The organism is Caulobacter sp. CCNWLW153 (assembly GCF_036889365.1).
GTDB lineage: Bacteria > Pseudomonadota > Alphaproteobacteria > Caulobacterales > Caulobacteraceae > Caulobacter > Caulobacter radicis.
On record NZ_JBAKFV010000001.1, the window covers coordinates 635,122 to 660,291 of the forward strand.

At 68.5% G+C, this 25,170-nt stretch carries 32 protein-coding genes and 2 tRNA genes; 18 read left to right on the top strand and 16 right to left on the bottom strand.

Annotated elements, in window-relative coordinates:
• Positions 1 to 32 precede the first annotated feature (32 nt).
• The 3 genes from V6S85_RS02890 to V6S85_RS02900 form a co-directional block, all read right to left on the bottom strand.
• Positions 33 to 1,364: an MFS transporter gene (locus V6S85_RS02890; protein ID WP_334347990.1), complete on the bottom strand. Its 1,332-nt coding sequence runs from the start codon at positions 1,362 to 1,364 to the stop codon at positions 33 to 35.
• 181 nt (positions 1,365 to 1,545) lie between these two features.
• Positions 1,546 to 1,621, bottom strand: a tRNA-Lys gene (locus tag V6S85_RS02895).
• Positions 1,622 to 1,808: 187 nt separating this feature from the next.
• Positions 1,809 to 1,884, bottom strand: a tRNA-Lys gene (locus V6S85_RS02900).
• An 84-nt stretch (positions 1,885 to 1,968) separates the two neighbouring features.
• On the opposite strand from V6S85_RS02900, the gene V6S85_RS02905 reads away from it, so the two are divergent.
• Positions 1,969 to 2,307: an Hpt domain-containing protein gene (locus tag V6S85_RS02905; RefSeq protein ID WP_116566868.1), complete on the top strand. Its 339-nt coding sequence runs from the start codon at positions 1,969 to 1,971 to the stop codon at positions 2,305 to 2,307.
• Here the strand turns inward: V6S85_RS02905 and V6S85_RS02910 are convergent.
• On the bottom strand, positions 2,304 to 3,122 hold the full coding sequence (locus tag V6S85_RS02910; protein ID WP_334347991.1) for an AraC family transcriptional regulator: 819 nt from the start codon (positions 3,120 to 3,122) through the stop codon (positions 2,304 to 2,306). The genes V6S85_RS02905 and V6S85_RS02910 overlap by 4 nt on opposite strands.
• Before the next feature lie 140 nt (positions 3,123 to 3,262).
• On the opposite strand from V6S85_RS02910, the gene V6S85_RS02915 reads away from it, so the two are divergent.
• Entirely contained in the window at positions 3,263 to 4,000 is a 738-nt protein-coding gene (locus tag V6S85_RS02915) for a siderophore-interacting protein (RefSeq protein ID WP_334347992.1), read from the top strand.
• 90 nt (positions 4,001 to 4,090) lie between these two features.
• On the opposite strand, the gene V6S85_RS02920 is transcribed toward V6S85_RS02915, so the two are convergent.
• From V6S85_RS02920 to gcvA, 3 genes are read right to left on the bottom strand one after another with little or no spacing between them, the layout of a single operon-like run.
• A complete protein-coding gene (locus V6S85_RS02920) occupies positions 4,091 to 4,375 on the bottom strand; it encodes a hypothetical protein (protein WP_116491456.1) in 285 nt (94 codons plus the stop codon).
• Complete coding sequence (locus V6S85_RS02925; protein ID WP_116566875.1) at positions 4,372 to 4,707, bottom strand: chorismate mutase; 336 nt, start codon at positions 4,705 to 4,707, stop codon at positions 4,372 to 4,374. Before V6S85_RS02925 ends, V6S85_RS02920 begins: the two co-directional genes overlap by 4 nt.
• A 50-nt stretch (positions 4,708 to 4,757) precedes the next feature.
• A complete protein-coding gene (gene gcvA, locus V6S85_RS02930; RefSeq protein WP_101717786.1) occupies positions 4,758 to 5,714 on the bottom strand; it encodes a transcriptional regulator GcvA in 957 nt (318 codons plus the stop codon).
• Between the two features lie 225 nt (positions 5,715 to 5,939).
• Between gcvA and cobA the strand changes: the two genes are divergently transcribed.
• Genes cobA through V6S85_RS02955 form a run of 5 tightly spaced genes read left to right on the top strand, consistent with a single transcriptional unit; the run spans position 5,940 to position 10,090 of the window.
• Complete coding sequence (gene cobA, locus V6S85_RS02935) at positions 5,940 to 6,788, top strand: uroporphyrinogen-III C-methyltransferase (RefSeq protein WP_334347993.1); 849 nt, start codon at positions 5,940 to 5,942, stop codon at positions 6,786 to 6,788.
• Positions 6,785 to 7,153 carry a DUF2849 domain-containing protein gene (locus tag V6S85_RS02940; protein WP_334347994.1) on the top strand — a complete coding sequence of 123 codons (369 nt, stop codon included), beginning with the start codon at positions 6,785 to 6,787 and terminating at the stop codon, positions 7,151 to 7,153. The genes cobA and V6S85_RS02940 overlap by 4 nt, the downstream gene beginning before the upstream one ends.
• Positions 7,154 to 7,162: 9 nt before the next feature.
• Positions 7,163 to 8,821, top strand: a complete 1,659-nt coding sequence (locus V6S85_RS02945) for a nitrite/sulfite reductase (protein ID WP_116566881.1) — start codon at positions 7,163 to 7,165, stop codon at positions 8,819 to 8,821.
• A complete protein-coding gene (locus tag V6S85_RS02950; protein WP_116566883.1) occupies positions 8,805 to 9,347 on the top strand; it encodes a DUF934 domain-containing protein in 543 nt (180 codons plus the stop codon). The genes V6S85_RS02945 and V6S85_RS02950 overlap by 17 nt, the downstream gene beginning before the upstream one ends.
• Positions 9,347 to 10,090 carry a phosphoadenylyl-sulfate reductase gene (locus V6S85_RS02955; protein WP_116566885.1) on the top strand — a complete coding sequence of 248 codons (744 nt, stop codon included), beginning with the start codon at positions 9,347 to 9,349 and terminating at the stop codon, positions 10,088 to 10,090. Before V6S85_RS02950 ends, V6S85_RS02955 begins: the two co-directional genes overlap by 1 nt.
• Positions 10,091 to 10,092: 2 nt before the next feature.
• Here the strand turns inward: V6S85_RS02955 and V6S85_RS02960 are convergent, their stop codons facing one another.
• The 5 genes from V6S85_RS02960 to V6S85_RS02980 form a co-directional block, all read right to left on the bottom strand.
• Positions 10,093 to 11,523 (bottom strand): glycosyltransferase family 2 protein, encoded by a 1,431-nt coding sequence (locus V6S85_RS02960; RefSeq protein ID WP_334347995.1) that lies wholly within the window; start codon positions 11,521 to 11,523, stop codon positions 10,093 to 10,095.
• Between the two features lie 3 nt (positions 11,524 to 11,526).
• The gene (locus V6S85_RS02965; protein ID WP_334347996.1) at positions 11,527 to 12,570 is read right to left on the bottom strand and encodes a HEAT repeat domain-containing protein; all 1,044 of its coding nucleotides are present in this window, start codon (positions 12,568 to 12,570) and stop codon (positions 11,527 to 11,529) included.
• Positions 12,571 to 13,653: a YaiO family outer membrane beta-barrel protein gene (locus V6S85_RS02970; protein ID WP_334347997.1), complete on the bottom strand. Its 1,083-nt coding sequence runs from the start codon at positions 13,651 to 13,653 to the stop codon at positions 12,571 to 12,573.
• On the bottom strand, positions 13,650 to 14,012 hold the full coding sequence (locus V6S85_RS02975) for a response regulator transcription factor (protein WP_207780734.1): 363 nt from the start codon (positions 14,010 to 14,012) through the stop codon (positions 13,650 to 13,652). The genes V6S85_RS02970 and V6S85_RS02975 overlap by 4 nt, the downstream gene beginning before the upstream one ends.
• Positions 14,013 to 14,244: 232 nt before the next feature.
• Positions 14,245 to 14,739, bottom strand: a complete 495-nt coding sequence (locus V6S85_RS02980; protein ID WP_101717798.1) for a 3D domain-containing protein — start codon at positions 14,737 to 14,739, stop codon at positions 14,245 to 14,247.
• Positions 14,740 to 14,928: 189 nt separating this feature from the next.
• Here V6S85_RS02980 and V6S85_RS02985 point away from each other — a divergent pair, with 189 nt between their 5' ends.
• From V6S85_RS02985 to V6S85_RS02995, 3 genes are read left to right on the top strand one after another with little or no spacing between them, the layout of a single operon-like run.
• Positions 14,929 to 15,516 carry a glutathione S-transferase family protein gene (locus V6S85_RS02985; protein ID WP_334347998.1) on the top strand — a complete coding sequence of 196 codons (588 nt, stop codon included), beginning with the start codon at positions 14,929 to 14,931 and terminating at the stop codon, positions 15,514 to 15,516.
• 15 nt (positions 15,517 to 15,531) lie between these two features.
• Entirely contained in the window at positions 15,532 to 16,563 is a 1,032-nt protein-coding gene (locus V6S85_RS02990; protein ID WP_116566898.1) for a S1/P1 Nuclease, read from the top strand.
• A 4-nt stretch (positions 16,564 to 16,567) separates the two neighbouring features.
• Entirely contained in the window at positions 16,568 to 17,014 is a 447-nt protein-coding gene (locus V6S85_RS02995; RefSeq protein WP_334347999.1) for an NUDIX domain-containing protein, read from the top strand.
• Here V6S85_RS02995 and V6S85_RS03000 read toward each other — a convergent pair.
• Positions 17,011 to 17,340 (bottom strand): hypothetical protein, encoded by a 330-nt coding sequence (locus tag V6S85_RS03000; protein WP_116566902.1) that lies wholly within the window; start codon positions 17,338 to 17,340, stop codon positions 17,011 to 17,013. The genes V6S85_RS02995 and V6S85_RS03000 overlap by 4 nt on opposite strands.
• A 101-nt stretch (positions 17,341 to 17,441) precedes the next feature.
• Between V6S85_RS03000 and V6S85_RS03005 the strand changes: the two genes are divergently transcribed.
• Positions 17,442 to 17,783 carry a (2Fe-2S) ferredoxin domain-containing protein gene (locus V6S85_RS03005; RefSeq protein WP_334348000.1) on the top strand — a complete coding sequence of 114 codons (342 nt, stop codon included), beginning with the start codon at positions 17,442 to 17,444 and terminating at the stop codon, positions 17,781 to 17,783.
• A gap of 24 nt (positions 17,784 to 17,807) precedes the next feature.
• The gene (locus tag V6S85_RS03010) at positions 17,808 to 18,551 is read left to right on the top strand and encodes a TlyA family RNA methyltransferase (protein ID WP_334348001.1); all 744 of its coding nucleotides are present in this window, start codon (positions 17,808 to 17,810) and stop codon (positions 18,549 to 18,551) included.
• A gap of 30 nt (positions 18,552 to 18,581) precedes the next feature.
• On the opposite strand, the gene V6S85_RS03015 is transcribed toward V6S85_RS03010, so the two are convergent.
• A complete protein-coding gene (locus tag V6S85_RS03015; RefSeq protein ID WP_334348002.1) occupies positions 18,582 to 19,397 on the bottom strand; it encodes a LytTR family DNA-binding domain-containing protein in 816 nt (271 codons plus the stop codon).
• Between the two features lie 134 nt (positions 19,398 to 19,531).
• Between V6S85_RS03015 and V6S85_RS03020 the strand changes: the two genes are divergently transcribed.
• On the top strand, positions 19,532 to 20,749 hold the full coding sequence (locus tag V6S85_RS03020) for an acyltransferase family protein (protein WP_334348003.1): 1,218 nt from the start codon (positions 19,532 to 19,534) through the stop codon (positions 20,747 to 20,749).
• On the opposite strand, the gene phhA is transcribed toward V6S85_RS03020, so the two are convergent.
• The gene (gene phhA, locus V6S85_RS03025; RefSeq protein ID WP_334348004.1) at positions 20,707 to 21,588 is read right to left on the bottom strand and encodes a phenylalanine 4-monooxygenase; all 882 of its coding nucleotides are present in this window, start codon (positions 21,586 to 21,588) and stop codon (positions 20,707 to 20,709) included. The genes V6S85_RS03020 and phhA overlap by 43 nt on opposite strands.
• Before the next feature lie 81 nt (positions 21,589 to 21,669).
• A complete protein-coding gene (gene hspQ / locus V6S85_RS03030; RefSeq protein ID WP_116566912.1) occupies positions 21,670 to 21,999 on the bottom strand; it encodes a heat shock protein HspQ in 330 nt (109 codons plus the stop codon).
• A gap of 158 nt (positions 22,000 to 22,157) precedes the next feature.
• Here hspQ and V6S85_RS03035 point away from each other — a divergent pair, with 158 nt between their 5' ends.
• The 5 genes from V6S85_RS03035 to V6S85_RS03055 all read left to right on the top strand — a co-directional run bounded on the left by V6S85_RS03035 (position 22,158) and on the right by V6S85_RS03055 (position 25,142).
• Positions 22,158 to 23,279: a Ppx/GppA phosphatase family protein gene (locus V6S85_RS03035; protein WP_116566914.1), complete on the top strand. Its 1,122-nt coding sequence runs from the start codon at positions 22,158 to 22,160 to the stop codon at positions 23,277 to 23,279.
• Complete coding sequence (locus V6S85_RS03040; protein WP_165799288.1) at positions 23,276 to 23,983, top strand: RlmE family RNA methyltransferase; 708 nt, start codon at positions 23,276 to 23,278, stop codon at positions 23,981 to 23,983. Before V6S85_RS03035 ends, V6S85_RS03040 begins: the two co-directional genes overlap by 4 nt.
• Positions 23,984 to 23,990: 7 nt before the next feature.
• Entirely contained in the window at positions 23,991 to 24,503 is a 513-nt protein-coding gene (locus V6S85_RS03045) for a hypothetical protein (RefSeq protein ID WP_334348005.1), read from the top strand.
• Between the two features lie 79 nt (positions 24,504 to 24,582).
• Entirely contained in the window at positions 24,583 to 24,771 is a 189-nt protein-coding gene (locus V6S85_RS03050) for a type II toxin-antitoxin system VapB family antitoxin (protein WP_116566919.1), read from the top strand.
• Between the two features lie 5 nt (positions 24,772 to 24,776).
• Positions 24,777 to 25,142, top strand: a complete 366-nt coding sequence (locus V6S85_RS03055) for a type II toxin-antitoxin system VapC family toxin (RefSeq protein ID WP_116566921.1) — start codon at positions 24,777 to 24,779, stop codon at positions 25,140 to 25,142.
• Positions 25,143 to 25,170: the final 28 nt, after the last annotated feature.

Sequence of the window (25,170 nt, forward strand, 5' to 3'; positions counted from 1 at the left end):
AACGCGTCGGCCCCTTTGCTTTGCGCGAGCCCTCAAGCCTTCCCGAACTTCGCATACAGCGCCGCCGCCGCCAGGTTGAACGCCGCCGGGGCGTAGGCGAAGGCCACGGCCACGCCGACGAGCGCCGAGCCCGGCTGGGCGGCGCCGGTCACCGCCAGGGCGCTGGAGAAGCCGAAGGCCGAAAGCACGAGGCCCGTCAGCAGCGTACCGCCCAGGGCGAAGCCGATCTTGTCGGCCCCGGTCCACAGCGCCGAGAACACGCCGGCCCGGCTTTCGCCATGCTCGGCCTCGTCCTGGGCGATGACGTCCGACAGCAGGCTGTAGCCCATCAGGCTCCAACCCGAGTTGAACAGGGCGAACAGCACCACGACACCGTAGATCGCGCCGAGCGGCGCGCCGGCCATCACGCCCCACAGGGCCTGGACGAGCGCATGACCCAGGGCGGCGGCGATGTAGATCCGCTTGCGGCCGAAGGCGGCCGACAGCTTGATCCAGAGCGGCTGGGCGGCGATCACCACGGCGCTCATCGCCAGCACGATCAGGCCGATCTGGGTCAGGGCGTCCTTGCGGCCCATGTTGTAGCTGAGGAAGTAGATCATCGCCGCGTAGCCGAGGCCCGAGCCGACCAGCTGCAGCAGGTAGGCGCCCAGCAGGGGGCGGAAGGCCTTGTCGGTCAGGGCGCTGAGAATCGCCTTCAGCCGCAGCGCCGGTTGGGTCACTGCCTGCACCACGGGGCGCGGCGAGGCCAGGAAGGCGATCAGCAGGCTGACCGCGCAGACGCCGGCCAGCACCAGCGACATCTGCGAATAGGCCGGACGTCCACCGCCCCAGGTCTGCACCAGCACCGGCGCCAGCGCGTTGCCGACCAGCAGGCCGATGGCCGAGAAGCCCATCCGCCAGGCCATGACCACCGTCCGCTCCTTGGGATCGTCCGACAGTTCCGTGCCGATCGCCAGATAGGGCACCGAGAACGCCCCGAACACGATCATGTAGAGGCTGAAGGCCCCGGCCACATAGGCGGCGCTGGCTGTCGGCGAGCCTTCCGGCACATGGAACAGCAGAATCAGCGCCAGGGGCGCAAGGATGGCCCCGGCCAGCAGCCACAGGCGGCGCGGGATCTTCGCCTTCCAGCGGTCGGAGACCAGGCCGACCGTCAGGTCCGAGATCAGGCCCCAGAACAGCTTGGGAAAGAAGATCGCCGCCCCGGCAAGCGCCGGCTCCACGCCCAGTGCATTGGTCATGAAGAACAGCAGCAGCAGCGAGGGGGCGTCGCGGAACACCTGGCCGGCGATCTGGCCCGCGCCATAGCCGGCGTGGACGAGCAGGGGCAGGCGGTGAGGCGAGGGCGGTTTGGCGGCGGTCATGGCGCGGATCCATTGCGAAGGATCAGCGACGCTAGGCGTGAAACTCCACCGCAAGCGGCCGCGCATGACGGCGCCCGACAGTCGGACAATCGTCGATTGAGATCTGGCGCGATTGCGCGAAGCCTTGGCGCCGGCCGCTTTCGCGGCCATCCGACTTCAGATCAACAACTTGAAGAGAGAATGGTGGGTGTACAAGGATTCGAACCTTGGACCCGCTGATTAAGAGTCAGCTGCTCTACCAACTGAGCTATACACCCGTTCGCGTTTCGAAGTCGCTTTCGCGTCCCCGACGGCGAGGCGCGATACATACCCCAAGACGCGGGGAGCGCAATCCAATTTAGACAAGAAGGTGTGGATATATTCGTCGCACCCGGACGAAACGCAGATACGCCAAAGCGCCTCCCCGCGAGGGGAAGTTCTTAGCGGATCAAGTATTGAGGAGAATGGTGGGTGTACAAGGATTCGAACCTTGGACCCGCTGATTAAGAGTCAGCTGCTCTACCAACTGAGCTATACACCCATTCGCGATTCCGAAGCGCTGAAGCGTCCCGGCGGCGAGGCGCGGAACATACGCAATGAATTTGAGAGCGCAAGGACTTTTTCGATGGCCAGGCGAGATATCAGCGGAGCCGTGGATTTCGCCTACCTGGAAGGGTTCGCGATGGGCGACCAGGCGGTGATCGAAGAGGTGTTGGCGCTGTTTCGCGAGCAGGCCGCGCTGTGGACCCCGCTGCTCACGCCCGAGCATCCCGGCTGGCGCGACGCGGTCCATACGGTGAAGGGCGCCGCGCGAGGAATCGGAGCCGTCGCGCTCGGCGAGGTCTGCCAGCGCGCCGAGGATGGCGCGGCCAGTCTCGACGAGGTGAAGACGGCGCTCGACCAGGTGCTGCTGGATATCGCCGCCTATGTCCACGAGCAGGCGCTGAGGTCATTGAAGGGCTAGCCCAGGACCCGCCCAGGATGGCGTTCGGCCATGTAGCGGCCGGGCGAGGCGCCCAGCGCCTTGCGGAACATCGTCACGAAGCTGGGCGCGCTTTCGTAGCCGAGGTCCGCGGCGACCTTCTGGATCGACGCGCCGCCGGCCAGCCATTTGACGGCCAGCACGACGCCCAACTGTTGGCGCCAGCGCCCGAAGCTCATGCCTGTCTCGCGGTCGATCAGCCGCATCAGCGTCCGCTCGCTCATGCCGGCGCGCCTGGCCCAGGCGGCGAGGCTTCGCCGCTCGGCGGGAGCGGCCACCATCTCGTCGGCGATCCGGCGTAGTCGCGGGTCGGCGGGCATCGGCAGGTGCAGGTCCTCGACCTGCGCGGCGGCGACCTCGTCGAGCAGCACCGAGACCAGCCGTGAATTGGCTCCGCCTTCCTCGTAGAGGTAGGGCAGGTGCGCGGCCCGGGCGAGCAGCTCCCTCAACAACGGCGTCACCGATACCGCGCAGCAGGTCGCGGGCAGGCCCGCGGCGACCCGCGGGTCGATGAAGGCGTTGTAGCCCTCCAGCGCGCCGCTGGCCTTGATTGCGTGCAGCGCGTCGCCGGGGATCCAGATCGCGCTGCGGGGCGGCACGATCCAGAGCCCGCCCTCGACTTCGCAGCTTAGCGCTCCGCGCTGCACCAGGATGATCTGGCCCTTCTGGTGTCGGTGGAGGTCGAGCTCGATGGCGCCGGCCTCGTCCATCATCGTTCCGAACACCACGATCGGGCGGGGCACCTCGTCGGGCTCGATCCAGTCGGTTTTCGAAAGCAGCTCGCTCAGGATCGGCATGGCGCAGGCTCCAGGCGGCTGGCGGGATCGAATAGTATTCTGGCGATACTTCGGAATGACGCCATTGCCGGCTGTGGCTAATCGATCGGTCGGAGGAAGTCGAGATCGCTTCGGCTTCGCGCATCTGGAAAGGGATTGTCGTGACCGCATTGGCCAGCACGAAAACGAGCAGGGCGCCGGGGCGGTTGGGCCAGGTCCTGGTCCGACTGTTGATGCGGCGCGCCAGGGTGGTCTCCAGCGAGGCGCTGGCCGACCGCTTCTCGCTGGTCACGCTGGAAGGGCAGGAACTGGCCGGCGCCGCGTGGACGCCGGGCCAGAAGATCCAGGTCGCCATGGGCTCGGCCTTCGTGGCCCGCACCTACACGCCGATGGCGTGGGAGCCCGCGGGGCGGGCCAGCTTTCTGGGATACGCGCACGGTGACGGCCCCGGCGCCGACTGGCTTCGATCGCTCGTACCTGGCGTCGAATGCGATATCTTCGGTCCCCGGGCCTCGCTCGATGTCGAGAGTGGCTTCGGCCCCTTGGCCGTCTTCGGCGACGAGACCTCGATGGGCCTGGCCTATGCGCTGGCGATGCAGGACCCCGCTCGTAGCGTCGCCTGCGCCTTCGAGGTCTTCGATCTCGACGCAGCAGCCCAGGTCGCCGATCGGCTCGGGCTTTCCAGGGCGGCGCTGTTTCGCAGGCGGGGCGACGACGCGCACCTGGAGACGATGACCGATGCGCTCGCCTCGCTGGCCGGCGTCGGCGCGTCCTTCGTGTTGACGGGAAGGGCGACGGCCATCCAGCGGGTCCGCCATGGCCTCAAGGCGCGCGGCGTCGCGCCGAGGCGGCTCCTGGCCAAGGCCTACTGGGCCCCTGGCAAGACGGGGCTGGACTGATGTCCATCACCTGGCGAAGCGTTGGCCTGTTCCGCACCGACGTCGAGGCGCCGTCGGGCGGCCGGCAGGACGGAGCGACTACGCCTGGGCCTACACCGGGTTCGGGATCGATTCCGACAGATCCTCGAACGCCCCGACCTCAAGCCCGACGGTTTCCTTCCGGGTGAGGATTCGGGTCTCGTATTCGCGGCCGACGAACACCCGGATCCCGCGATAGCGCTGGCCGCGAACGGCCGAGACGGTCTCGGTGCGAATCTCCGTGCCGTAGAGGCGAGCGTTCAGATAGAGCAGGCCTGGTCGCAGGTCGTCGTCGCCCTTGGCGGCGGCCTCGGCGGCCATGTCGTCCAGGAGCTTGTCGATCTCTTGCTTGGTCACGCGTCGCCTTTGGTCCGGTCCCAGCTGTCGTATTCGTAGGCGATGCAGCGGTCGATCAGGGTGCGCCAGACCGGCTCGGCGATGGCTTCGGACAGGCCGGCCTGGCGGGCCGCGGCCTTGACCTTGTCGACCACGTCCTCAATGCGGGCGCGGTCGAACACCTTGGAGCGGTCGGCCTTGATGCGGGCTGCGGCGTCCATGTAGCCCTGGCGCTCGGTCAGCAGGGCCACCAGGGCCCGGTCCAGGGCGTCGACGCCCTGGCGGACGTCGAGCATCGTCTGGCAGTCGGCGGGGGCGAGGCGCTCGTCGACGGTAAGAGTCGTCTTGATCATGCGCCCCTTTAAGCCGGTTTGGCTGCGCCGTTCCAGCCTAGATGCCGTCTCTAAATGCCGGCGCCATTGTCGATGGTGAGCAGCGCGGCCTCGTGGGCGACGGCCTCGTCCTTCAGCCAGCTCACGAAGGCCTTGACCTGCGGCAGGCGGCCCTTGGCCTTGGGGTGGACGACGTAGTAGGCGAAGTCCACCGAGGTGGCGATGTCGAACGGGATCACCAGACGTCCGGCGTCGAGGTCGGCCTGGGCCAGGGTGCGCTTGGCCAGGGCGATGCCCCGGCCGTTGACGGCGGCCTCGATCACCAGGCTCGATTGGTTGAAGCGCGGGCCGCGGGCGCCGTCGACGCCCTTGATGCCGCGCGCCGCCAGCCACATGGCCCAGTCCGGGCACGAATCGTCGGCGTCCGGCGATCCGTCGTGCAGCAGGATGTGGCGCGCCAGATCCTCGGGCGATTCCAGCGGGTTATCGGTAAGAAGTTCAGGGCTTGCGACCGGCACGACGGTCTCGTTCATCAGGCGCGTGACTTCCAGTCCCGGATACCGGCCAGAGCCGTAGCGGATGGCGAGATCCACCTCGCCGGCGGCGAAGTCGACGACCTCCATGCCGGCCGACAGCCAGACGTCGACCTGGGGCTGGGCCTGCTCGAACTTGCCAAGCCTGGGCACCAGCCATTTGGCCGCGAACGACGGCGCGGCCGTCAGCGTCAGGCGGCGGCCGTCGACGGCGGCGGTGAGCAGGCTGGCGGCTTCGGCCAGGCGATCGAAGGCCTCGCGCAGGGCGGGCAGGGCGGTCTGGGCCGCGTCGGTCAGCAGCAGGCCCTTGGGCGTGCGCTTGAACAGGGCCGCGCCGACATAGTCCTCCAGATTCTGGATCTGCTGGCTCACCGCGCCGGGCGTCACCGACAGTTCGTCGGCGGCGCGGCTGAAGTTCAGGTGGCGGGCCGCGGCCTCGAAAGCCCGAAGGGCGTTGAGAGGCGGAAGGCGGCGCCGTTCGGTCTGTCGTTCCATGAGTTTTACTGAACGCCCCGGCAGAAGTCCTTGTTTGCGAATTGGCCTGCCCGCGACCAGTTTGCAAGCGTTCGCTGATGGATTGGCCCTTTTCATCGGTGAGCGAGAGGCGGGGCGGACCCTAGGGTTCGTCCCGCATTTCTTTTGGATCCAGCGGCGGGGCCATGGCGGCTCGCGCCGCTTTCGCACGTCCGTTGGACGCTTTTAGAGGACCTGGGATCGCGCATGGCGTCGCCCTCGGATCGCAAGGCTGAACCCCGTCTGGTCGCGCTGCGCGGCGGCGAGGGCGTGCGGCCCTTGGCGGGGCGCGTGACGCTGGTGGGCGCTGGTCCCGGCGACCCCGACCTTCTGACGATCAAGGCGCTGAAGGCCCTGCAGGCCGCTGACGTGCTGGTGCACGACGGCCTGGTCTCGGCGGAGATACTCGATCTGGCGCCCCAGGCCCGCCGCATCGACGTGGCTAAGCGCAAGTCGCGCCACACCCTGCCGCAGGACGACATCAACCAGCTGCTGGTGGCCCTGGCCCGGGAGGGGCTGGAGGTCGTGCGCCTGAAGGGCGGCGATCCCTTCCTGTTCGGTCGCGGCGGCGAGGAGCTTTCGGCCTGCCGCGAGGCGGGGATCGACTGCGCCGTGGTTCCCGGCGTCACCGCGGCCCTGGCCGCCAGCGCCGGCGCCGGCGCGCCCCTGACCCATCGTGGCAGCGCCCAGGCCGTCACCTTCGTCACCGGCCACGCGGCGCACGGCGAACCGGACCTGGACTGGACGGCCCTGGCGCGTCCGAACCAGACCGTCGTCGTCTACATGGGCGTCTCGACCGCCGGCTTCATCGCCCAGCGCTTGACCGCCGCCGGCCGGGCCGGTTCGACGCCGGCGCTGGTGGTTGAAAACGCCAGCCGTTCCGACGAGCGCCGCATCCTCACCACCCTGGCCGGTCTCGCGACCGCCGCCGAGGGCCTGAAGGGCCCGGCGCTGCTGATGGTCGGCGAGGCCATGGCCATGGCCGACATCAAAGTTCCCGGCGACGCCGCAACCGTCGCCGCCGTTGAAGTTCAAAACGTGAGTTCGGGCCAATGAAAGCCGTGACCGCCAATCGCCTGATCGACGGGGAGGTCGTCTTCTGGAAGGAAGGCGCGTGGGTGGACGGCTTCGGCGACGCCCAGCTGTTCGACGATGAGCAAGGCGAGCAGGTCGAGGCCGCCGTCGCCGCCGGCAAGGCAGCCCCGACCGCGATCGTCGATCCCTATCCGATCGATCTCGTCACCGTCGAAGGCCTGGGCCTGGCCCCGGTCAGCTACCGCGAGCGCATCCGCGCGCTTGGGCCCACCAACGAGCTCCTCCACGGCAAGCAGGCGCAAGGCGGCTCCGTCGTCGAAGCCATCCGCCACGCTTCCGGCGCCGCCCGCTCGACGGGCCGCGTCGACCTGATCCGCCGCAAGTAGGCCGACCGCATGTACCAATACGACGTCATCGACCGCGAATTCCTGACGGACCGTTCCAACGAGTTCCGCCATCAGGTCACCCGCCGCCTGGCCGGCGACCTGACCGAGGACCAGTTCAAGCCGCTGCGGCTGATGAACGGCCTCTACCTGCAGCTCCATGCCTATATGCTGCGGGTCGCCATCCCCTACGGCTCGCTCAATTCCCGCCAGGCCCGTCGCCTGGCCTGGATAGCCCGTACCTACGACAAGGGCTACGGGCACATGACCACGCGTCAGAACATCCAGTTCAACTGGATCAAGCTGAAGGACGCGCCGGACATTCTGGACGCCCTGGCCGAGGTCGACCTGCACGCCATCCAGACCAGCGGCAACTGCATCCGCAACACCACGGCCGACCCCTATGCCGGCGCCACCGCCGAGGAGATCGACGATCCGCGCGTGTGGTCGGAGGTGATCCGCCAGTGGTCGACCCTGCACCCGGAATTCTCGTACCTGCCGCGCAAGTTCAAGATCGCCATCACCGGCGCCCTGACCGATCGCGCCGCGGTGAAGGTGCATGACATCGGCCTGATCCTGCGCCGGGCTCGCGACGGCTCGCTGGGCTTCGAGGTCATCGTCGGCGGCGGGCAGGGGCGCACGCCCTATGTCGGCCCGACCATCAAGCACCACCTGCCGGCCTCCAGCCTGCTGAGCTACCTGGAAGCCGTCCTGCGCGTCTACAACCGCCACGGCCGCCGCGACAACATCTACAAGGCCCGGATCAAGATCCTGGTCGCCGCGCTGGGCGCCGAGGAATTCGGCCGCCAGGTCGAGGAAGAATGGGCCAAGATCGACCAGTCGCGCGCCGACCTGGGCGACCAGGAGCTGGCCCGCATCCGCGGCGCCTTCGCCCAGACCCCGTTCGAGACCTTGCCGGCCCGCTCTGAAGCCTTCGAGGCCGCCAAGGCCGCCAGCCCCTCGCTGGCCCGCTTCGCGCGAAACAATGTCAAAGCCCACAAGAAGCCGGGCTACGCCATCGTCGAGGTATCGCTGAAGGCCGTCGGCCAGACGCCGGGCGACGCGACCGCGGACCAGCTGGACGTCGTGGCGGACCTGGCCGAACGCTACAGCCTGGACGACCTGCGCGTGACCCACGCCCAGAACCTCGTGCTGCCGCACGTCAAGCTCGATGACCTGCCCGTCGTGCACGCGGCGCTGGAGGCCGCGGGTCTGGCCACGGCCAATATCGACCTGATCAGCGACATCATCGCCTGCCCGGGGCTGGACTACTGCGCTCTTGCAAATGCGCGCGCCATCCCGATCGCCCAGGACATCGCCAAGACCTTCGCCGACCCGGATCGGGCCGAGACGATCGGTGAGCTGAAGATCAAGATCAGCGGCTGCATCAACGCCTGCGGTCACCACCATGTGGCTCACATCGGCATCCTGGGCGTCGATAAGAAGGGCGAGGAATTCTACCAGCTCTCGCTCGGCGGCTCGGGCGCGGAAGACGCCTCGATCGGCAAGATCCTCGGCCCGGCCCTGGCGGCCGATCGGGTCGCTCCCGCCATCGACACCCTGGTCGACACCTATCTGGCCGCGCGCCAGGGCGAGGAACGCTTCCTCGACACCTATCGTCGCGTCGGCCTCGAGCCCTTCAAGGAAGCGGTCTATGCCCAAGCTGATTAAGCTCGCAGGCCCAACTGGCGAGCAAGCGGCCCAATGGGCTGAAAACACCTTCGTCAATGTCCTCGACGAGGACGCCATCCCGGACGCCGGCGACGTCATCCTGTCGCTGAACCGCTTCCAGGCCGAGGGCGACGCGCTGCTGTCGTCCAACAGCCGCCGCGTCGGCGTGCGCATCGAGCCGGCCGAGGAGGTCGAAGCCCTGGCCTACGACCTGCCGCGCATCTCGGTGGTGGCCCTGGCCTTCCCGAAGTACCGCGACGGCCGCGCCTACACCTCGGCCCGCCTGCTGCGCGAGCGATTCAAGTACGAGGGCGAGGTCCGCGCCGTGGGCGACGTGCTGCAGGAGCAGGCCGGTTTCATGGTCCGCTGCGGTTTCGACGCCTTCGAGCCCAATGACGGCGCCACGCCCGAGGCCTGGACCAAGGCCGCCAACCGCTTCCGTCACGTCTATCAGCGCGCGGTCGACGCCCGTCCGATCGCCGCCGACGAGCGGGCGCAGGCCCAAGCCAAGGAAGGCGCGCTCTGATGGCCTACGACCAGACCGACGCCGCGCCGACCCTGGCGGCGCGGCTGGACGCCGAACTGCGCGACGCCCATCCGCTGACCATCCTGCGCAAGGCCTACGAGACCTTCGGCGACAAGCTGGCCCTGGTCAGTTCGTTCGGCGCGGAGTCGGCGGTGCTGCTGCACCTGGCCTCGCAGGTGTCGCCCAACATCCCGGTGCTGTTCCTCGACACCGGCATGCTGTTCGGCCAGACGCTGGACTATCGCAAGAGCCTGGCCGCGACCCTGGGCCTGACCGACGTGCGCGACCTGCGGCCCGCCTTCGCGGACCTGGCGGTCACCGATCCCCGTTCGGACCTCTGGCGCACCGACACCGACGCCTGCTGCCACATCCGCAAGGTGCTGCCGCTGGACCGGGCCCTGGAAGGCTTCTCGGCTTGGTGCACCGGTCGCAAGCGCTTCCATGGCGGCGATCGCCTGCGCCTGGCCGTGGTCGAGGAGTCCGAAGGCCAGATCAAGTTCAACCCGCTGGCCAACTGGAGCAAGGCCGAGCTCGACGCCTACACCGCCGAGCACAGCCTGCCGGCCCACCCGCTGGTGGCCCAGGGCTTCCCGTCGCTGGGCTGCTGGCCGTGCACCAAGCCGGTCGACGATCCCAACGCCGACGTGCGCGCCGGTCGTTGGCAGGGCCAGGACAAGACCGAGTGCGGCATCCACGTCGCCCGCGCTCCGGGCGTCGCGCCGAACGTCGGCGGCGACATCTAGGATCAGGGCTGGGACGAGAACCCCTTGCGGGTCATCTTGCCCCAGCCTTGCGCGCCGGTCAGGAACTGCCACGTTCCGCGCAGCCGCCAGAAGTTGTTGATCTGGCGATAGCCGAAGTTTTCCAGGATCGCCGCGCCCATGAGCACGGCCAGGCTGCGGGCGTTGGGAAAGCGGCGCAGCTCCGTCTCTTCCAGGGCCAGAGCGCCGACGCTGATGACGATGCCAAAGCCGAAGGTCACGGCCAGCAAGGCCCACAGGTACTCGATGTCGAGCACGCCTAGCAGCCAGAAGGCCGGGATCAGCACGTAGCCGAAGATCTCGATGATCGGCCCCAGCACGTCGACCACGAGGATGTGCCCGAAGCCCACCACGCCGATGCGACCGTAGCGCGGGTTCAGGATCATGTCGCGATGACGGAAGAAGGTCTCCAGCGCCCCGCGGTGCCAGCGGGCGCGCTGTCGTGACAGCACGGCCATCGTCTCCGGCGCCTCGGTCCAGCATACCGGCTCGGGCGTGAAGGCCACGCGATACGGCTTGCGCAGGCGGCGGTAGTGCTTGTGCAGCTTGACCACCAGCTCCATGTCCTCGCCCACGGTGCCGTGGCTGTAGCCGCCGACGTCCAGCACGGCCTGGCGCCGGAAGAGGCCGAAGGCGCCGGAGATGATGGTCAGGGTCGAGATGCGGCTCCAGGCCAGGCGGGCCATCAGGAAGGCGCGCAGGTACTCGATGGTCTGCAGGCGCGCGAGCATGTTGCGGGGCACGCCGACCTCGACCACTCGGCCGAACGAGATCTTGCAGCCGTTGGCGATGCGGATCGTGCCGCCCACGGCCACCGTGCGCTCGGGATCCTCGACGAAGGGCGCGACGGCGCGAAGCAGGGCGTCGACCTCAAGCAGGCTGTCGGCGTCCATGGAGCAGACGATGGGCGAGCGCGACAGGTTTATGGCCGCGTTCAGGGCGTCGGCCTTGCCGCCGTTCTCCTTGTCGACGACCAGCAGGCGCGGCTGGTTGGCGGCGGCATAGAGGCCGCGGATTCGCTGGCAGGGAGCGGCGAGATCGTAGTGGCGCTCGACCGTATGCAGTTCGAAGGCGTCGATCAGCACCTGCAGCGTCTCGTCCTTGGAGCCGTCGTTGACCACGACGACCTCGAAGTGCGGGTATTGCAGGGCCAGCAGGGACCTGACGCTCTCCACGATGGTCAGGGCCTCGTTGTAGGCGGGCGCCATCAGGGTGATCGGGGGGGCGGCCTCGGCATAGCGGCGCCACAGCAGGGCGGCCTGGTTGACGGGCGGCGCCTGCGAGAGGGCCCGCGCGGCCAGCAGCAGCTGGTAGAGATAGAGCGCGTTCTGCGCCAGGCCGGTGGCGATCACGGCCCAGGCGATGGTCTCGGCGAAACGGACGACGGCGAGGGCGAGGGTTTCCAGTTCGGGCATGGCTCAGGCGCCTTCGGCCAGGGCGCGTTCGGCGGCCCGTTGCGCGATGGGGCGGGCGTCGTCGGCCGCTGCGGCTTCCAGCAGTCCGCGACCGGCCTTGCCCAGGCGGCCCAGAGCGTCGCCCGCCCGAAAGCGGACCCACCATTCGGGATCGTCGAGCAGCGGGGCGAGCATCGACGCAAGGCGGCCCAGGCCCGCTGCGCCGACCGCCTCGGCGGCGGCCGAACGGACGGGCCAGGCCTGGTCGACGAGGGCCTTCGCCAAGGTTTCCGCGGCGGCCGGATGCTGCAGGCGGCCAAGGCCGCGAACGGCGGCCGTGCGGACATCCGGATCCGGGTCGCTCGCGGCCGCGGCGAGCGCGGGCACGGCCTCGTAGGCGCCGGAACGTCCGAGGGCGTCCAGCAGCATGGCCCGCATCAGCGGCGTCAGGTCTTGTCGGCCAAGAGCCTGAAGGCCCTCCGCGGGCGCGCTGGCCACGGCCTGACGCATCACCTCGGCGTAGATCCTCGACGGAGCCAGCTCTCCGCTGCCCGCATAGTCGAGCAGGCGCGAGGGCGTCGGCGGCGCGCCGGCGTCTGCCAGCCCCTTGACCGCGGCCATGCGCACGTTCGGATCCTTGGAGCGAATGGCCCGCCGCAGCGCGGCCTTGACCTCCTCGCCGCCCAGTGCGGCCAGCGCCTCGACGCTGGTCAGGCGCTCGTCACGCGAGCCGTGCAGGATGCGCTCCTCCAGGGCTTCGATCAGGCCAAGGTTTCTCAGGGCCACCATGGCCCGCTCCTGGTCAGCGCCGCGGATGAGGCCCTGGAAGTCCAGGATCGCTTCGGCCAGCACTTGCGGCCGTCGCACGAAGGGGGAAAGCGCGCCGACGGCCTCCGCCTGGCCGCGGAGCAGGCCCGAGAGCGCCTGGATGATCAGCTTCCGTTCGGCCGAGCGGGTGTTCGAACGGCTTTCCTTGATGAAGCGCGCGACGATCAGGCCGGTCATCCAGGCCATCGCCGCGCCGATCAGGACAAGGGCGACCACCCAGATCAGCGTCAGCGAAGACATCTAGAACCGTCGGGTGACGGCGACCCCGAACTCGTCGCGGTCATACGCCGTTCGCTTCTCGTGCGCTCCGACCACCTGCAGCGTCCAGCGGGGCGTCAGGTCGTAGGCGATCCCGCCGGAGACGGCCTCCACGGGCACGGTGGCGCCGTCGGCGCTTTCCGGGGCGTCGGCATAGCCCAGGCGCAGGCGCAGGCGCTCTGTCGCCGACCATTCGCCGTTGAGCGTGTAGCCGGACTGATGCTTGCCGCGTTCGTCCTCGGTATTGATGGAGCGCGCCGTCAACGACACGGGGCCGACCGCCAAGGTCAGGTAAGGCTGCAGGCTCTTGACCTCGCCCACGGCGTAGCGCGACCAGACCGCGTCCAGGCCCAGGCGGACCCGCCGTTCGCCCTCGGTGAGCAGGCCGACCGAGCCGCCGGCGCGGATCGACAGCTCGGGGCGATAGTCGGCGTTCGGCGCGCCGCCCACGGCGACGAAGCCGTCCAGTCTGGGGCTGAACCTGCGGGCGGCCAGCGCCTCGACATAGGTGTCCGAAATACCGAAGCGTTCGGTGTGCTCGATCGAGCCGCCGAGCGTGGTGTCCGGATCGATCCGTTTCGACAGGGCGGCCGTCGCCGAGCTCCAGTGGCCCAGGTCCTTGGTCAGTTCGCTGCGCGCATAGGCCAGGTCCAGCCGCCAGGTCGGTTCGCCCGGCATGGCCAGGGTGGCGGCGATCTGCTGGGACAGGCCCTTGGCCTCGGCGTCGTCCGGGACGGTCGCCAGCAGGGGCGCCAGGCGCCTGCGCGCCAGTTCGGGGCGACCGGCGAACAGGGCCGAGCGGGCATAGGCGATGCGGGCGTCGCGGTAATCCGGGGCCAGCGCCAGGGTGGTCTCGAAGGCGCGGTCGGCTTCGGCGTAGCGCTGGGCGGCCATGCGCGAGAGGCCCAGGTTCAGCCAGACGTCCGGATCCTTGGGGCGCTGCTTGGCCAACAGGTCGAAGGCGGCGATCGCCTCGGTGGTTCGACCCGCCTGGCGGGCTTGTACGGCCGCGGCATAGGCTGGATCGGCCGTCTCCGGCGCCTGGACCGCGACGGCCTCGATCATGCGGCCACCGGCGCGATGCGGAAGAGGCGGGCCAGCAGTTCGTCGGGGTCGAAGGGTTTGGGCAGGTAGTCGGCCGCGCCAAGGTTCAGGGCGGTGACGATGTCGTTGCGACCCTTCAGGGCGGTCAGCATGACCACGGGGATGTCGCGCAGGGCGTCGTCGCCCTTCATCCTGCGCAGGACCTCGAAACCGTCGATGATCGGCATCATGCCGTCCAGCACGACGACCTGTGGCCGCGCGGCGCGGGCGGCCTCGAGCACGGCGCGTCCGTCCTCGAACACCGTGACCTCGTAGCCGGCCATGCTGAGCTTGTGCTCGAGGATTTCGCGAAGCAGGGCGTCATCGTCGGCGATGAGCACCGAAGGCGACGACGCAAGGCTACTTTCAGATCGCCTGGACACCATTCCTCGCCTGCAAGCTAAGCTTCAAGGGAGTCGCGACACCAATTCAGAGTGGTGCAGAACGGTCGGGGAGGCCAGCGCGAACATCGCGCGCTTGGTTAACTTCCCGACATTGCACGCAGACGGCGAAACGGCCGCTTTCGCGGCCGTGTCCAATGCTCGATCTGTCGTTGAAAGGGGCTCAGGCCGCCTATTCCGGCGGGCAGCCCTTGAACTCGCCGACCTTGGTCACCGAAAGGTGCGTCAGGTTCAGGCCCGCCAGCGGCTTCATCGAGCTGGCGCCCTGGCCGCTGAACATGTCGATCTTGTTGCCCTTGATCGCGCCGCCGATGTCGGAGGCGTACCAGTAGCCGTCGTGGGTCTCGCCGTTGGGCATCGGCAGGCCGACAGTTTCCTTGATGAAGACGACGGTGCGGCGGGGGATCACCTTGGTGTCCACGGCCAGGGTCCGCATCGCCACCACCTTGCAGCCCAGGCTGTCGAGGGCGCGAATGCCCTTGGCGCCCGCGTGGTACAGGGTGGCCTTCATCTTGTATTCGATGGAGCCGGGGATCGAGCCGGTCAGGGCCCCGGCGATCAGTTCGCCCAACGGATCGGAGGCGCGTTCTGAATCGGGACCCGCGGCGGCGGGGAGTGCGGCGAACATGGCCATGAAGGCCAAAATTCCGGCGAGCGTGCGTCGCATCGAGGGGGTCCTCTTATCGGCGTATCTGTCGGTTCGGCGGTCTCCTTAAGCCGATCACGGCTCCGTGACAACCCGCTTAAAGTCGCCCGATTAGGGCGGAATCGGACGAAAACTTCTGGTGAAGCTCGGAACTCGGGTGAAAATTCAATCGTTTAGCGCGCCATTTGAAAAGTGGGGGAGGGCGACGGAATGACGCTCAGGATCTTCGGGGACGGCAAGTCGGGCAACTGCCTGAAGGTGAAATGGACGGCCCAGCGCCTGCGCCTGCCCTTCGAATGGATCGAGGTCGACATCCTCAAGGGCGAGTCTCGCACGGCCGAGTTCCTCGCCATGAACCCTGCGGGACAGGTGCCGGCGGTGATCCTCGAGGATGGCCAGTCGCTGGCGCAGTCGAACGCCATCATGCTGCACCTGGCCGAGGGTTCGGTGCTGATCCCGGCCGATCCCTACCTCAAGGCCAAGATGTACGAGTGGCTGTTCTGGGAGCAGTACAGCCACGAGCCCTATGTGGCCGTCGCCCGATTCCAGGTCGCCTACATGGGCAAGCCGGTGGAAAGCCTCGATGGCAAGCTGGTCGAGCGCGGCCACGCGGCCCTTGCGCGCCTGGAAAACGGGCTCTCCGAGAGCGGCTTCCTCGTCGGCGATCGCCTGACCCTGGCGGACATCGCGCTGGTGGCCTACACCCGTGTCGCCCACGAGGGCGGTTTCGATCTGTCGCGCTATCCGGCCGTGAAGGCCTGGGTCGGTCGCGTCGAGGCGGCCCTCGCCATCGATTAAGTCTTCGGAGCGCGCATGAAGTCGCCGTCTTCTACTTTGAAGGTTCTCGTCCTGGCCGCCGTCGTGGCGGCGCCGGCCCAGTCGGCCCTGGCCTGGGGCGCTTCTGGCCACCGGATGATCGGCGTGCTCGGCGCCTCGACCCTGCCGGACGACGTGCCGGCCTTCGTCCGCAGCCCCTATGGGGTGGCGGCCATCGGCGAGTACGCCCGCGAGCCCGATCGCTGGAAGGGCTCGGGCAAGGTCCACGACCACGACCGCGACGCTGCCCACTTCCTCGACCTGGACGACGAGGGGCGCATGTTCGGCGGCCCGAAGTTCACGGTCGAGACCCTGCCGGCCACCCGCGCCGACTACGCCACGGCCCTGCGCGCCGTCGGCCAGGACGAATGGAAGGCCGGCTATCTGCCCTACGCCATGATTGACGGCTACCAGCAGCTGGTGAAGGACTTCACCTACTGGCGGATCCTGGTGGCCGCCGAGAAACAGACCACCGACGCCCAGAAGAAGGCCTGGTACGCCGCCGACCTGAAGCGCCGCGAGGAACTGCTGCTGCGTGACCTGGGCGTCTGGGCCCACTACATCGGCGACGGCAGCCAGCCGCTGCACATGAGCGTGCACTACAACGGCTGGGGCGACTATCCGAACCCCAACGGCTACACCCAGAGCCGCGGCACCCACGGCGCCTTCGAGGGGCCGCTGGTCAAGGCCGTGGCCAAGGACGACGAGGTCAAGGCCAAGATGCCCGCGCTGCGCGACTGCGCCTGCAGCTACGAGACCCGCATGGTCGGCTACCTGACCACCACCTGGAAGCTGACCGAGCCGCTGTACCAACTGGAAAAGTCGGGCGGCATGGTCGCTGCCGACCCGCGCGCCAAGGCCTTTGTCGACGAGCGCCTGGCCGCCGGCGCCGCCGAACTGCGCGACATGGTCACCATGGCCTGGAAGGCCAGCGCCGACGGCAAGATCGGTTATCGCCCGGAGATCAGCGTCGCCGACGTCGAGAGCGGCAAGGCCGATCCGTGGAACGACCTGTTCGGCAAGGACTGACCGCTTGATCGCGTTCGACGCCCCCGACGCGGCCCTGGCCTATCAGGACCGTCACGCCGCCTTTGGCATCGCCGAGGATGCGCGGGGGCGGATCGCGCTGGTGGAGGTCACCAAGCCCGGCAAGGCGCCCTATTTCGACCTGCCGGGCGGCGCCGTCGACGGCGATGAGACCGAAGGCGAGGCCCTGATCCGCGAGTTCGGCGAGGAGACCGGGCTGGTGGTCGAGGTCGGCGCGTTGGTCGTCGATGTTTCCCAGCCGTTCCTGAAATCCGACGGCCAGCCGGTGCGCAACTACGGTGGCGTCTACGCCGTGACCCTGGCTGCCGAGCGCCCGGAGCTGAAGGTCGAGGACGATCACAAGCTGGTCTGGCTCGACCCGCGCGACGCCGTCGTCGCCCTGCGCCACGACGCCCATTCCTGGGCCGTCGCGGCGTGGATGCGCAAAGGCTAGTTCGCCTTCTTCTTCAGCGCCGCCTTGGCGTCGGCCGGGGCGACCTGGTCGAACAGCATCGACAGGTGCTGGTCCTTGGCGTGGTCGTTGTGCAGGTCCCAGGCCAGCGAGATCGGCAGGCGCAGGCGGCCGCCGTCGGGCAGGCGGGCCACGAGCACCCGCCAGCTGAAGCCGTCGCCGGGATCGCCCAGCGGGCCGAACTCCAGCGGCGCCGGATCGCGCAGGCGGAAGGCGCGGTCGGCCTTGGCGGTGAACCAGGCCAGGTCGTCGGCGGCGGTTGGGTCGGCGGCGGGCGAAACGATCTTGCCCTTGAGATTGCGGACCATGGCGGCCTCCGAAGCGTTGAAAGCGCGGCTCTCTAGCACTTCGGGCGGCGACTTCCCATGTCGAAGGCGCGGGCAGGGCGCCTGAAACGGAAAGGCTCCAGGTGAGCAAGGAAAGGCCGATCAAGCGCGTGCGCGCCGACTGGAACGAGGTGGTCCTCGTCTGTCGCAAGTGTTCGCGCAAGCTGGACGGCGGCTTCGGCCAGGGGGGCGAGCAGAGCTTCGCCAAGGCCCTGCGCAAGGCCTCCGGCGGCGGCAAGGGCAAGGACCGCAAGGCGCCGCTCGCGGTGATCGAGGTCGACTGCTTCGACGTCTGCCCCAAGGACGCCGTGGTGGCGGTCAACGCCTCCCGGCCTCGCGAATGGGTCGTCGTGCCGCGCGGCGCGTCCATGGACGCCGCCGTCGCCCGTCTGGGCCTGGCCGCCAACGACGCCGAGGCGGCGTAGGCGCGAGTCTGCTATCAGGCCCCGATGAGCCGCAAACGCGCCGACATCCTGCTGGTCGAGAAGGGCCTGTTCGACAGCCGCGCCAAGGCGCGCGCCGCCATCGAGGCCGGCTGCGTCACCGCCGACGGCAAGGTCGTGGCCAAGGCCGCCGAGGTCATCGACGAAAGCGCGGAGATCGTCGCCGAGGCCGCCCATCCCTGGGTCGGGCGCGGCGCGCTGAAGCTGGTGCGGGCGCTGGAGCTGTGGCCCGTGACGGTCGACGGCCGGGTCGCCATCGATGTCGGCGCCTCGACCGGCGGCTTCACCGAGGTCCTGCTGTCGAAAGGCGCGGCGCGCGTCCTGGCCGTCGACGTGGGCCGCGACCAGCTGCATCAGAGCTTGAAGAGCGACCCACGCGTCGAGGACCTGTCGCCGCTGGACGCCCGCGCCCTGACCGCCGAGCACGCGCCGGACGGCCTCGATCTGGTGGTCACCGACGTCAGCTTCATCTCGCTGGAGAAGGCCCTGCCGGCGGCGCTGGGCCTGGCGCGCTCGGGGGCGGATCTGGTCGCCCTGGTCAAGCCGCAGTTCGAGGCCGGTCGCGAGAACGTCGGCAAGGGCGGCCTCGTGAAGGATCCGGACGTCATCGCTGCTTGCGTCGCGCGGGTGTCGGCCTTTCTGGAGGCGTCCGGCTGGACGGTTCGCGACAGCGCCGACAGTCCCATCGCGGGCGGCGAGGGGCAGGTCGAAAAACTGCTCTGGGCGGTGAAGGGGTCAGAAAAGGCCTAGGTCCCCGCTTTTACGGGGATTTTGCGGGGGCTACCCTCGCAATAGCGCCAGCGCCTCGGGATAGCGTCTCGACAACGGCGCCTCGACCGCGCCCAGCTCTACGGCGTAGTCGCCCGAGCCTTCCGGCCGCAGCCCCGTCACGCGCGCCGAGTTGACCAGCCACGAGCGATGGGTGCGCACGAAGGCATGCATCGCGAGCTCGCCTTCCAGCGCCGTCAGTGATGAGCGGGTAAGCGGCCGCCGGCCGTCGGCCAGCAGGAACTCGGCGTAGTTGCCGGCCGAGCGCACGGCCAGGATGTCTGGGATGGGCGTACGCACCAGCCGCGCGCCGTCGCGGATGTCGAACATCGCCGGCGACGTCGCGGCAGCCGCCGTCTGAGGCGGCGCCTCGGCGGCGACGTCGCGCGCCATCCGCGCCAGCAGCCAGAAGACGACGAACGCCAGCCCATAGGCGATGACGTCCTTGCGCAGTTCGTACAGGAACTCCGGCCCGATGGGACCGAAGTCGTAGCCTTCGTCGAGGATCAGGCGATGGGCGAGCTTTCGCAGCACGACAAAGCCGCTCACGTGCAAGGTCGAGTAGGCGAGCAGGGCGATGGCGTGGACGGGCAGGGCGCGAGCCAGGCTTGGCCGGGTTCGGTGCGTCCAGAGGGCGACGGCGGCCGGCAGCAGCATGATCAGCGCCGTGACCAGGCCGCTGGACACCTCCCAGATCGCCGGCCGCCAGGGACCAAGGCGGGGCGCGTCGTGGATGATGGTCAGGATGTTGATGACGGTGATGGCCGCGACGATGGCCAGGCCGCACAGCCAGCCGCGCAGCAGCAGGCGGCGCTCGGCGCCGCTCATCCCCCAGCGCGCGCCGTTCGTCCCCGAGGGCGCAGCGGCGTCACCGGCAGGGCGCTGTTCGTCCCCTGACGCTTGGCATGCGGCGGCCGGGACGGATTTCTCCCCGGCGACGCCATCGTTCGGAACCAACCCCAATGTCCCTTTCGCCTCCACAGGACCTCGTTCGCCGCCACGACCTCGACTGGATCAGGGTGGGAGCGTTCTTCCTGCTGATTCTGTATCACGTGGGCATGTTCTACGTGCCTTGGGAGTGGCACGTGAAGTCGCCCCATCCCGTCCCGGCGCTGGAGCCGGTGATGATGCTGACCAGTCCCTGGCGGTTGACCCTGCTGTTTCTCGTATCGGGCGCGGCCACGCGCTTCATGGCCGACAAGGTCGGCGTCGGAAAGTTGGCTAGGAAGCGCGTTGCGCGGCTCCTGCCGCCGCTGCTGCTGGCCATGGTCGTGATCGTGCCGCCGCAATCCTACTACCAGGTCGCCGAGTATGTGGCCGCCCATCCGCAGGCGCCGTTCGGCGTCGATCCGTGGCCGACCTTCTGGGCCAAATACCTGACCGCCTCGGGCGGATGGTGCGGCGAGGACGGGGACTGCCTGATCACCCCGACCTGGAACCACATGTGGTTCGTCGCCTATCTGCTGGTCTACACGCTCGTGCTCGCCCTGCTGCTGGCGATCGTCCCCAGGCTGGGCGACAGGCTTCAGGCGGCCTGCGAGCGCGTGCTGGCCGGTCCTTGGCTGCTCATCCTGCCGATCGTGTTCCTGGCGCTGGCTCGCGCGGTGCTGCTGCCGATCTTCGACGTCACCCATGCCCTGGTCGACGACTGGTACAACCACGCCATCTCGTTCAGCGCGTTCATGCTGGGCTTTGGTCTGGCCAAGTCCTCGGTGCTGCGCGAGCGACTGATGGCCATGCGCTGGCCCGCCCTGATCCTGGCCCTGGCCGCCTACATCGCCTTCGCGACCTACGCCTGGATCTACCGGCAAGGCGACCCGGCGCAGGCGTTGCGGCTGACCATGCGCGGGGTCTATGCGGTCGACCAGTGGTGCGCGATCGCCGCCATCCTGGGATTTGGCGCGAAGCATCTGAACCGCGGAGGGCCGGTGCTGCGCTACCTGACCCTGGGCGTCTTTCCGTTCTACATCGTCCATCAGACCGTGACGGTCGTCCTGGCCCACCACCTGGCCAGGCTGGGGCTGCCGCAGGGGCTGGAAGCCCTGATCCTGGTCGCGGGGACCTTCGGCGCCTGTTTCGCGACCTACGAGATCGTTCGGCGGATTCCGGGCGTGCGGGCGCTGTTCGGTCTGCGGGCTCAGCCGGCCGCAGAGGCCAGCCGCCCGCCGGCCTTCGCATAGGCCTGGGTTCCCCGGGTCAGCACCTGGTCGGCGCCCACGATCTCGGCGATCCCGACGTCGCCAGCGCCGGCCAGCCGTTCGTACAGCGCCGAGAAGTCGCGCAGGGTCACTTCCTGCAGGGTCTGGATCGAGGGGATGACGAAATAGACCTGCTGGAAGTCGTCGATACGGTAGGGCGTGCGCATCACCCGCTCCAGGTCGAAGCCGATGCGGTTGGGGGAGGGGTCTTCCAGGGCGAAGATCGACTCCGTCCGCGACGAGACGATGCCCGCGCCGTAGATCCGCAGGCCGGCCGGCGTGGCCATCAGGCCGAACTCGACGGTGTACCAGTAGAGCCTGGCGAGGTTGGCCAGTCGGCCAAGGCCCAGCGCTCGCTGGCCGCCCTTGCCATAGGCCTGCATGTAGTCGGCGAAGACGGGGTCGGTCAGCATCGGCACGTGGCCGAACACGTCGTGGAAGACGTCCGGCTCCTGCAGATAGTCCAGTTCGTGCGGCTTGCGGATGAACTGGCCGGCCGGGAAGCGGCGATTGGCAAGGTGGTCGAAGAACACGTCGTCGGGCACCAGGCCCGGCACGGCCACGACGCTCCAGCCGGTCAGCCGCTGGAGCTCCTCGTTGATCCGGTTGAAGTCGGGAATGCCGGCGCGGTGCAGGTCCAGCGCGTCCAGGCCGCGCAGGAACTCATCGCAGGCGCGGTTCTGGAGCACGTTGGCCTGGCGCTCATAGAGCGTGATCCAGACATCGTGCTCGGCCTGGCTGTAGGCCTCCCAGCCTTGATCGATCGTCCAATCGGGGCGAGCCCCTGGGGGCGGCCCGCCGCTGAAACCGTCTGCGCTCATGAAACGACGTTACGCCCGGATGGCGGCAAGTTTCGTTCGATTTTTGCGCGCAACCGCCAGGTCGGCGGTCAGGCCTTGCCGTCAGTGCGAGATCCGGGGCCGAAGCTTGTAGGCGCCGTGATCGAAGGATTCGAAGATCAGCGCAGCCTGCGGGTGGTGCACGGGTTCGCCCGTGTCGTCGGCCAGCAGGTTCTGCTCGGAGACGTAGGCCACGTAGGTGTTGTCGTCGTTCTCGGCCAGGAGGTGATAGAACGGCTGGTCCTTGGACGGTCGGATGTCCTCGGGGATCGACTCCCACCACTCTTCCGTATTGGCGAACACCGGGTCGACGTCGAACACCACACCCCGGAAAGGGAAGATGCGGTGTCTGACGACCTGGCCGATCGCGAATTTGGCGAGTCTCTCGTTCATGATGAAGATATTACGACGAGTCTCCTGACTGAATCCTGAACGTAAACCGCGTTCATTGCAGCGTCACGCCGCCTTCCGGTGCATCGACACGGTTGCTATGGTCTTCGACGAAGTGAGGCGGTTCGTGACGAATCGCCTGCGAGACAGGTGGAACGACCATGTCGGAGGCGCCGAGAGCGCCCGGCGGATCCCGTGGCCAGGGCGGCCAGGGCTCACGTCGGTCTCCGGGCGAGCAGCCGTGCTACGCGGCGCTCGATCTCGGAACCAATAATTGCCGCCTCCTGGTGGCGACGCCTTCGCCGCGCGGTTTCCGCGTCATCGAGGCCTATTCCCGTATTGTCAGGTTGGGGGAGGGGCTGTCCCAGACCGGTCAGCTCTCAGACGCCGCGATGGAGCGGTCGATGGCCGCGCTCAAGGTCTGCGCCGAGAAGATCCGTCGTCGACGGGCCATCCGGGTCAAGGCCGTGGCCACCCAGGCCTGTCGCGGCGCCAGCAACGGCACGGAGTTCGTTCGTCGCGTGGCCGAGGAGACGGGCCTTCGCCTGCAGATCATCACGCCCCGTGAGGAAGCCCAGCTTTCGGTCGCCGGCTGCATGAGCCTGTTCGATCGCGAGGCCGACGCGGCGTTGGTCGTCGATGTCGGCGGCGGTTCGACCGAGCTGTCGTGGGTCGACCTCAAGGGCGGCGGGCTCGACGCCAAGCCGCGCCAGTTCGAGGCCTGGAAACTGCCGATCCGCGCCTGGCTGTCCATCCCGATCGGGGTCGTCACCCTGGCCGAGCGCTTCCCCGAGGGCGAGCGGGCCGACGACGGCTGGTTCAGGGCCATGGTCGAGGAGGTGAAGTCCAAGATTTCGGCCTTTCCGCACGCGGCGCCCATGCGCAAGACCTTCGACGCCGGCCGGGCCCACATGGTCGGCACCTCGGGCGCCATCACCAGCCTGGCCGGTCTTCACCTTGGCCTGCCGCGCTATGACCGCAACGTCGTCGATGGTCTTTGGATGGAGCGCGCCGATTGCGAGGCGGCGGCCGGCCGTCTGCTGAAGCTGACCGCCAAGGAACGGGCGCTGGAGCCCTGCATCGGGGCCGATCGCGCCGACCTGGTGCTGGCCGGCGCGGCCATTCTTCAAGCCGTTCAGGAGCTTTGGCCGTGTTCTCGCGTGCGAGTCGCCGACCGAGGGCTTAGAGAGGGCCTCCTGATGTCTCTGATGTCGGATCGGCAGAAGCGCCCCCGCCGTCGGCGGCGCGGCGGGGCCGGTTCGGCCCCAACGGTGAACGCATGAACGACGAGCCCCCCAAGCGCCGCATGGTCAAGCCGCCCACGGGCGGCAACGCGGACGGTCGCGCCAAGCCCGCGCGCCTGAAGACCGCCTATGGCCGCACGCCCAGCCAGCAGGCCTGGCTGGAGCGCCAGATCAACGACCCGTTCTCGGCCAAGGCCCGGGCGCTGGGCTATCGTAGCCGCGCGGCCTTCAAGATCAGCGAGATCGACGAGAAGTTCCGCTTCTTCAAGAAGGGCGCGAAGGTCATCGATCTGGGCTGCGCGCCCGGCGGCTGGCTGCAGGTGGCCGTCGAGCGCGGCGTGACCCAGCTGGTGGGCGTCGACCTGCTGCACGTCGACCCGGTCGAGCCGGCCCACATCGTCGAGATGGATTTCACTGATCCGGCCTGTCCGCCCAAGCTGCTCGAACTGCTAGGCGGCGCCCCTGACCTCGTGATGTCGGACATGGCCCCCAACACCGTTGGCCACCGCGAGACCGACCACCTGCGCATCGTCGGCCTGATCGAGATCGGCGCCGAATTCGCCATCGAGACCCTGAAACCCGGCGGCGCCTTCGTCGCCAAGGCCTTCCAGGGCGGCGAAACCTCCGAGGTCATCGCCCGGCTGAAGAAGAACTTCGAGAAGGTCCAGCACTTCAAGCCCAAGGCCAGCCGCCAGGACAGCTCCGAGGTCTTCCTCGTGGCGACGGGGTTCAAGGGAAGGTAGGTCTCCGATGGTCGCTGCGCTTGTCTCCATGATGATCGCGGCGGCGTCGCCGGCCTGCATCATTACCGATAGCGCCGCTCGCGACAGCCTGCGGTTCGACGGTCATCCGGCGAAGGCCTGGACCGGCGTTCCCGCCAAGCCCGTGCTGGATACGCCCGACAAGCGATTGTTTCGAACCGCGCTGCGCGAGGGCGCGGCCCAGGGGCCGAACTTCGCGGGCCACATGACGGTCGTCCAGTGGGGCTGCGGGACCTCCTGCGTGGCCTGGGTGGCGGTGGACGCCCGGACGGGCCGGGTCACGAAACTGCCCGGCGCGGACTACATGGATACCAACCGCGTAGGTGGAATGCTCCACGGCGTGAACTTCGAGCGCGGCAGCCGCGTGATCGTGCTGGCCGGCGCGCCGCGAGAGGACCAGGCCCGCGCGGGGGTCTATCGCTATCTCTGGACCGGTGACGGCTTCCGACTGCTGAGCTTCGTTCCGCGGGAAAAGGTTTGCGAGCCGTTCGAGGCGCCCTGACGACCGCTTGAGCCGTGCTGCCTGGCATGGATATGGGCATCGTTCGATGCTACATTTCGTGCTGCAAGGAGCTCACGCCATGCGTACGACATTGGCCTTGGACGACGAACTGCTGGAGCGGGCCGCCGCTCTTACGGGCATCCAGGAAAAGGCGGCGCTGGTGCGGGAAGCCTTGAAGGCTCTTGTCGAGCGCGAAAGCGCACGTCGACTGGCGCTGCTGGGCGGCAGCGAGCCCGAGCTCCAGCTTGCTGCTCGCCGAAGGTCTTAGGCGGCGTGATTCTGGTCGATAGTTCGGTCTGGGTTGCTCATCTTCGCGCCGCCGATGCGGTGCTTGTGCGGTTGCTGGAGGAGAGCAGGGTGCTCGTCCATCCTTTCGTCGTGGGCGAACTGGCGCTCGGCAATCTCAAGAACCGAACGGCTTTTCTGGAAGCGCTTCGGCAGATGCCGATGGCGACCTCGGCGACCGATGCGGAGGTGCTCGACTTTGTCGAAGGTCATCGGCTCTACGGGCGCGAAATTGGTCATGTCGATGCGCACCTACTGGCGGCCGTACGCTTGACCGCCGGTGCTCGCCTTTGGACGCAGGATCAGCGCCTGGAAGGTGTGGCGCGGGATCTGGGGCTGGAATTTCGCCTCTAGCCTGAGAACGCAGATTTCGTGCCGCAGG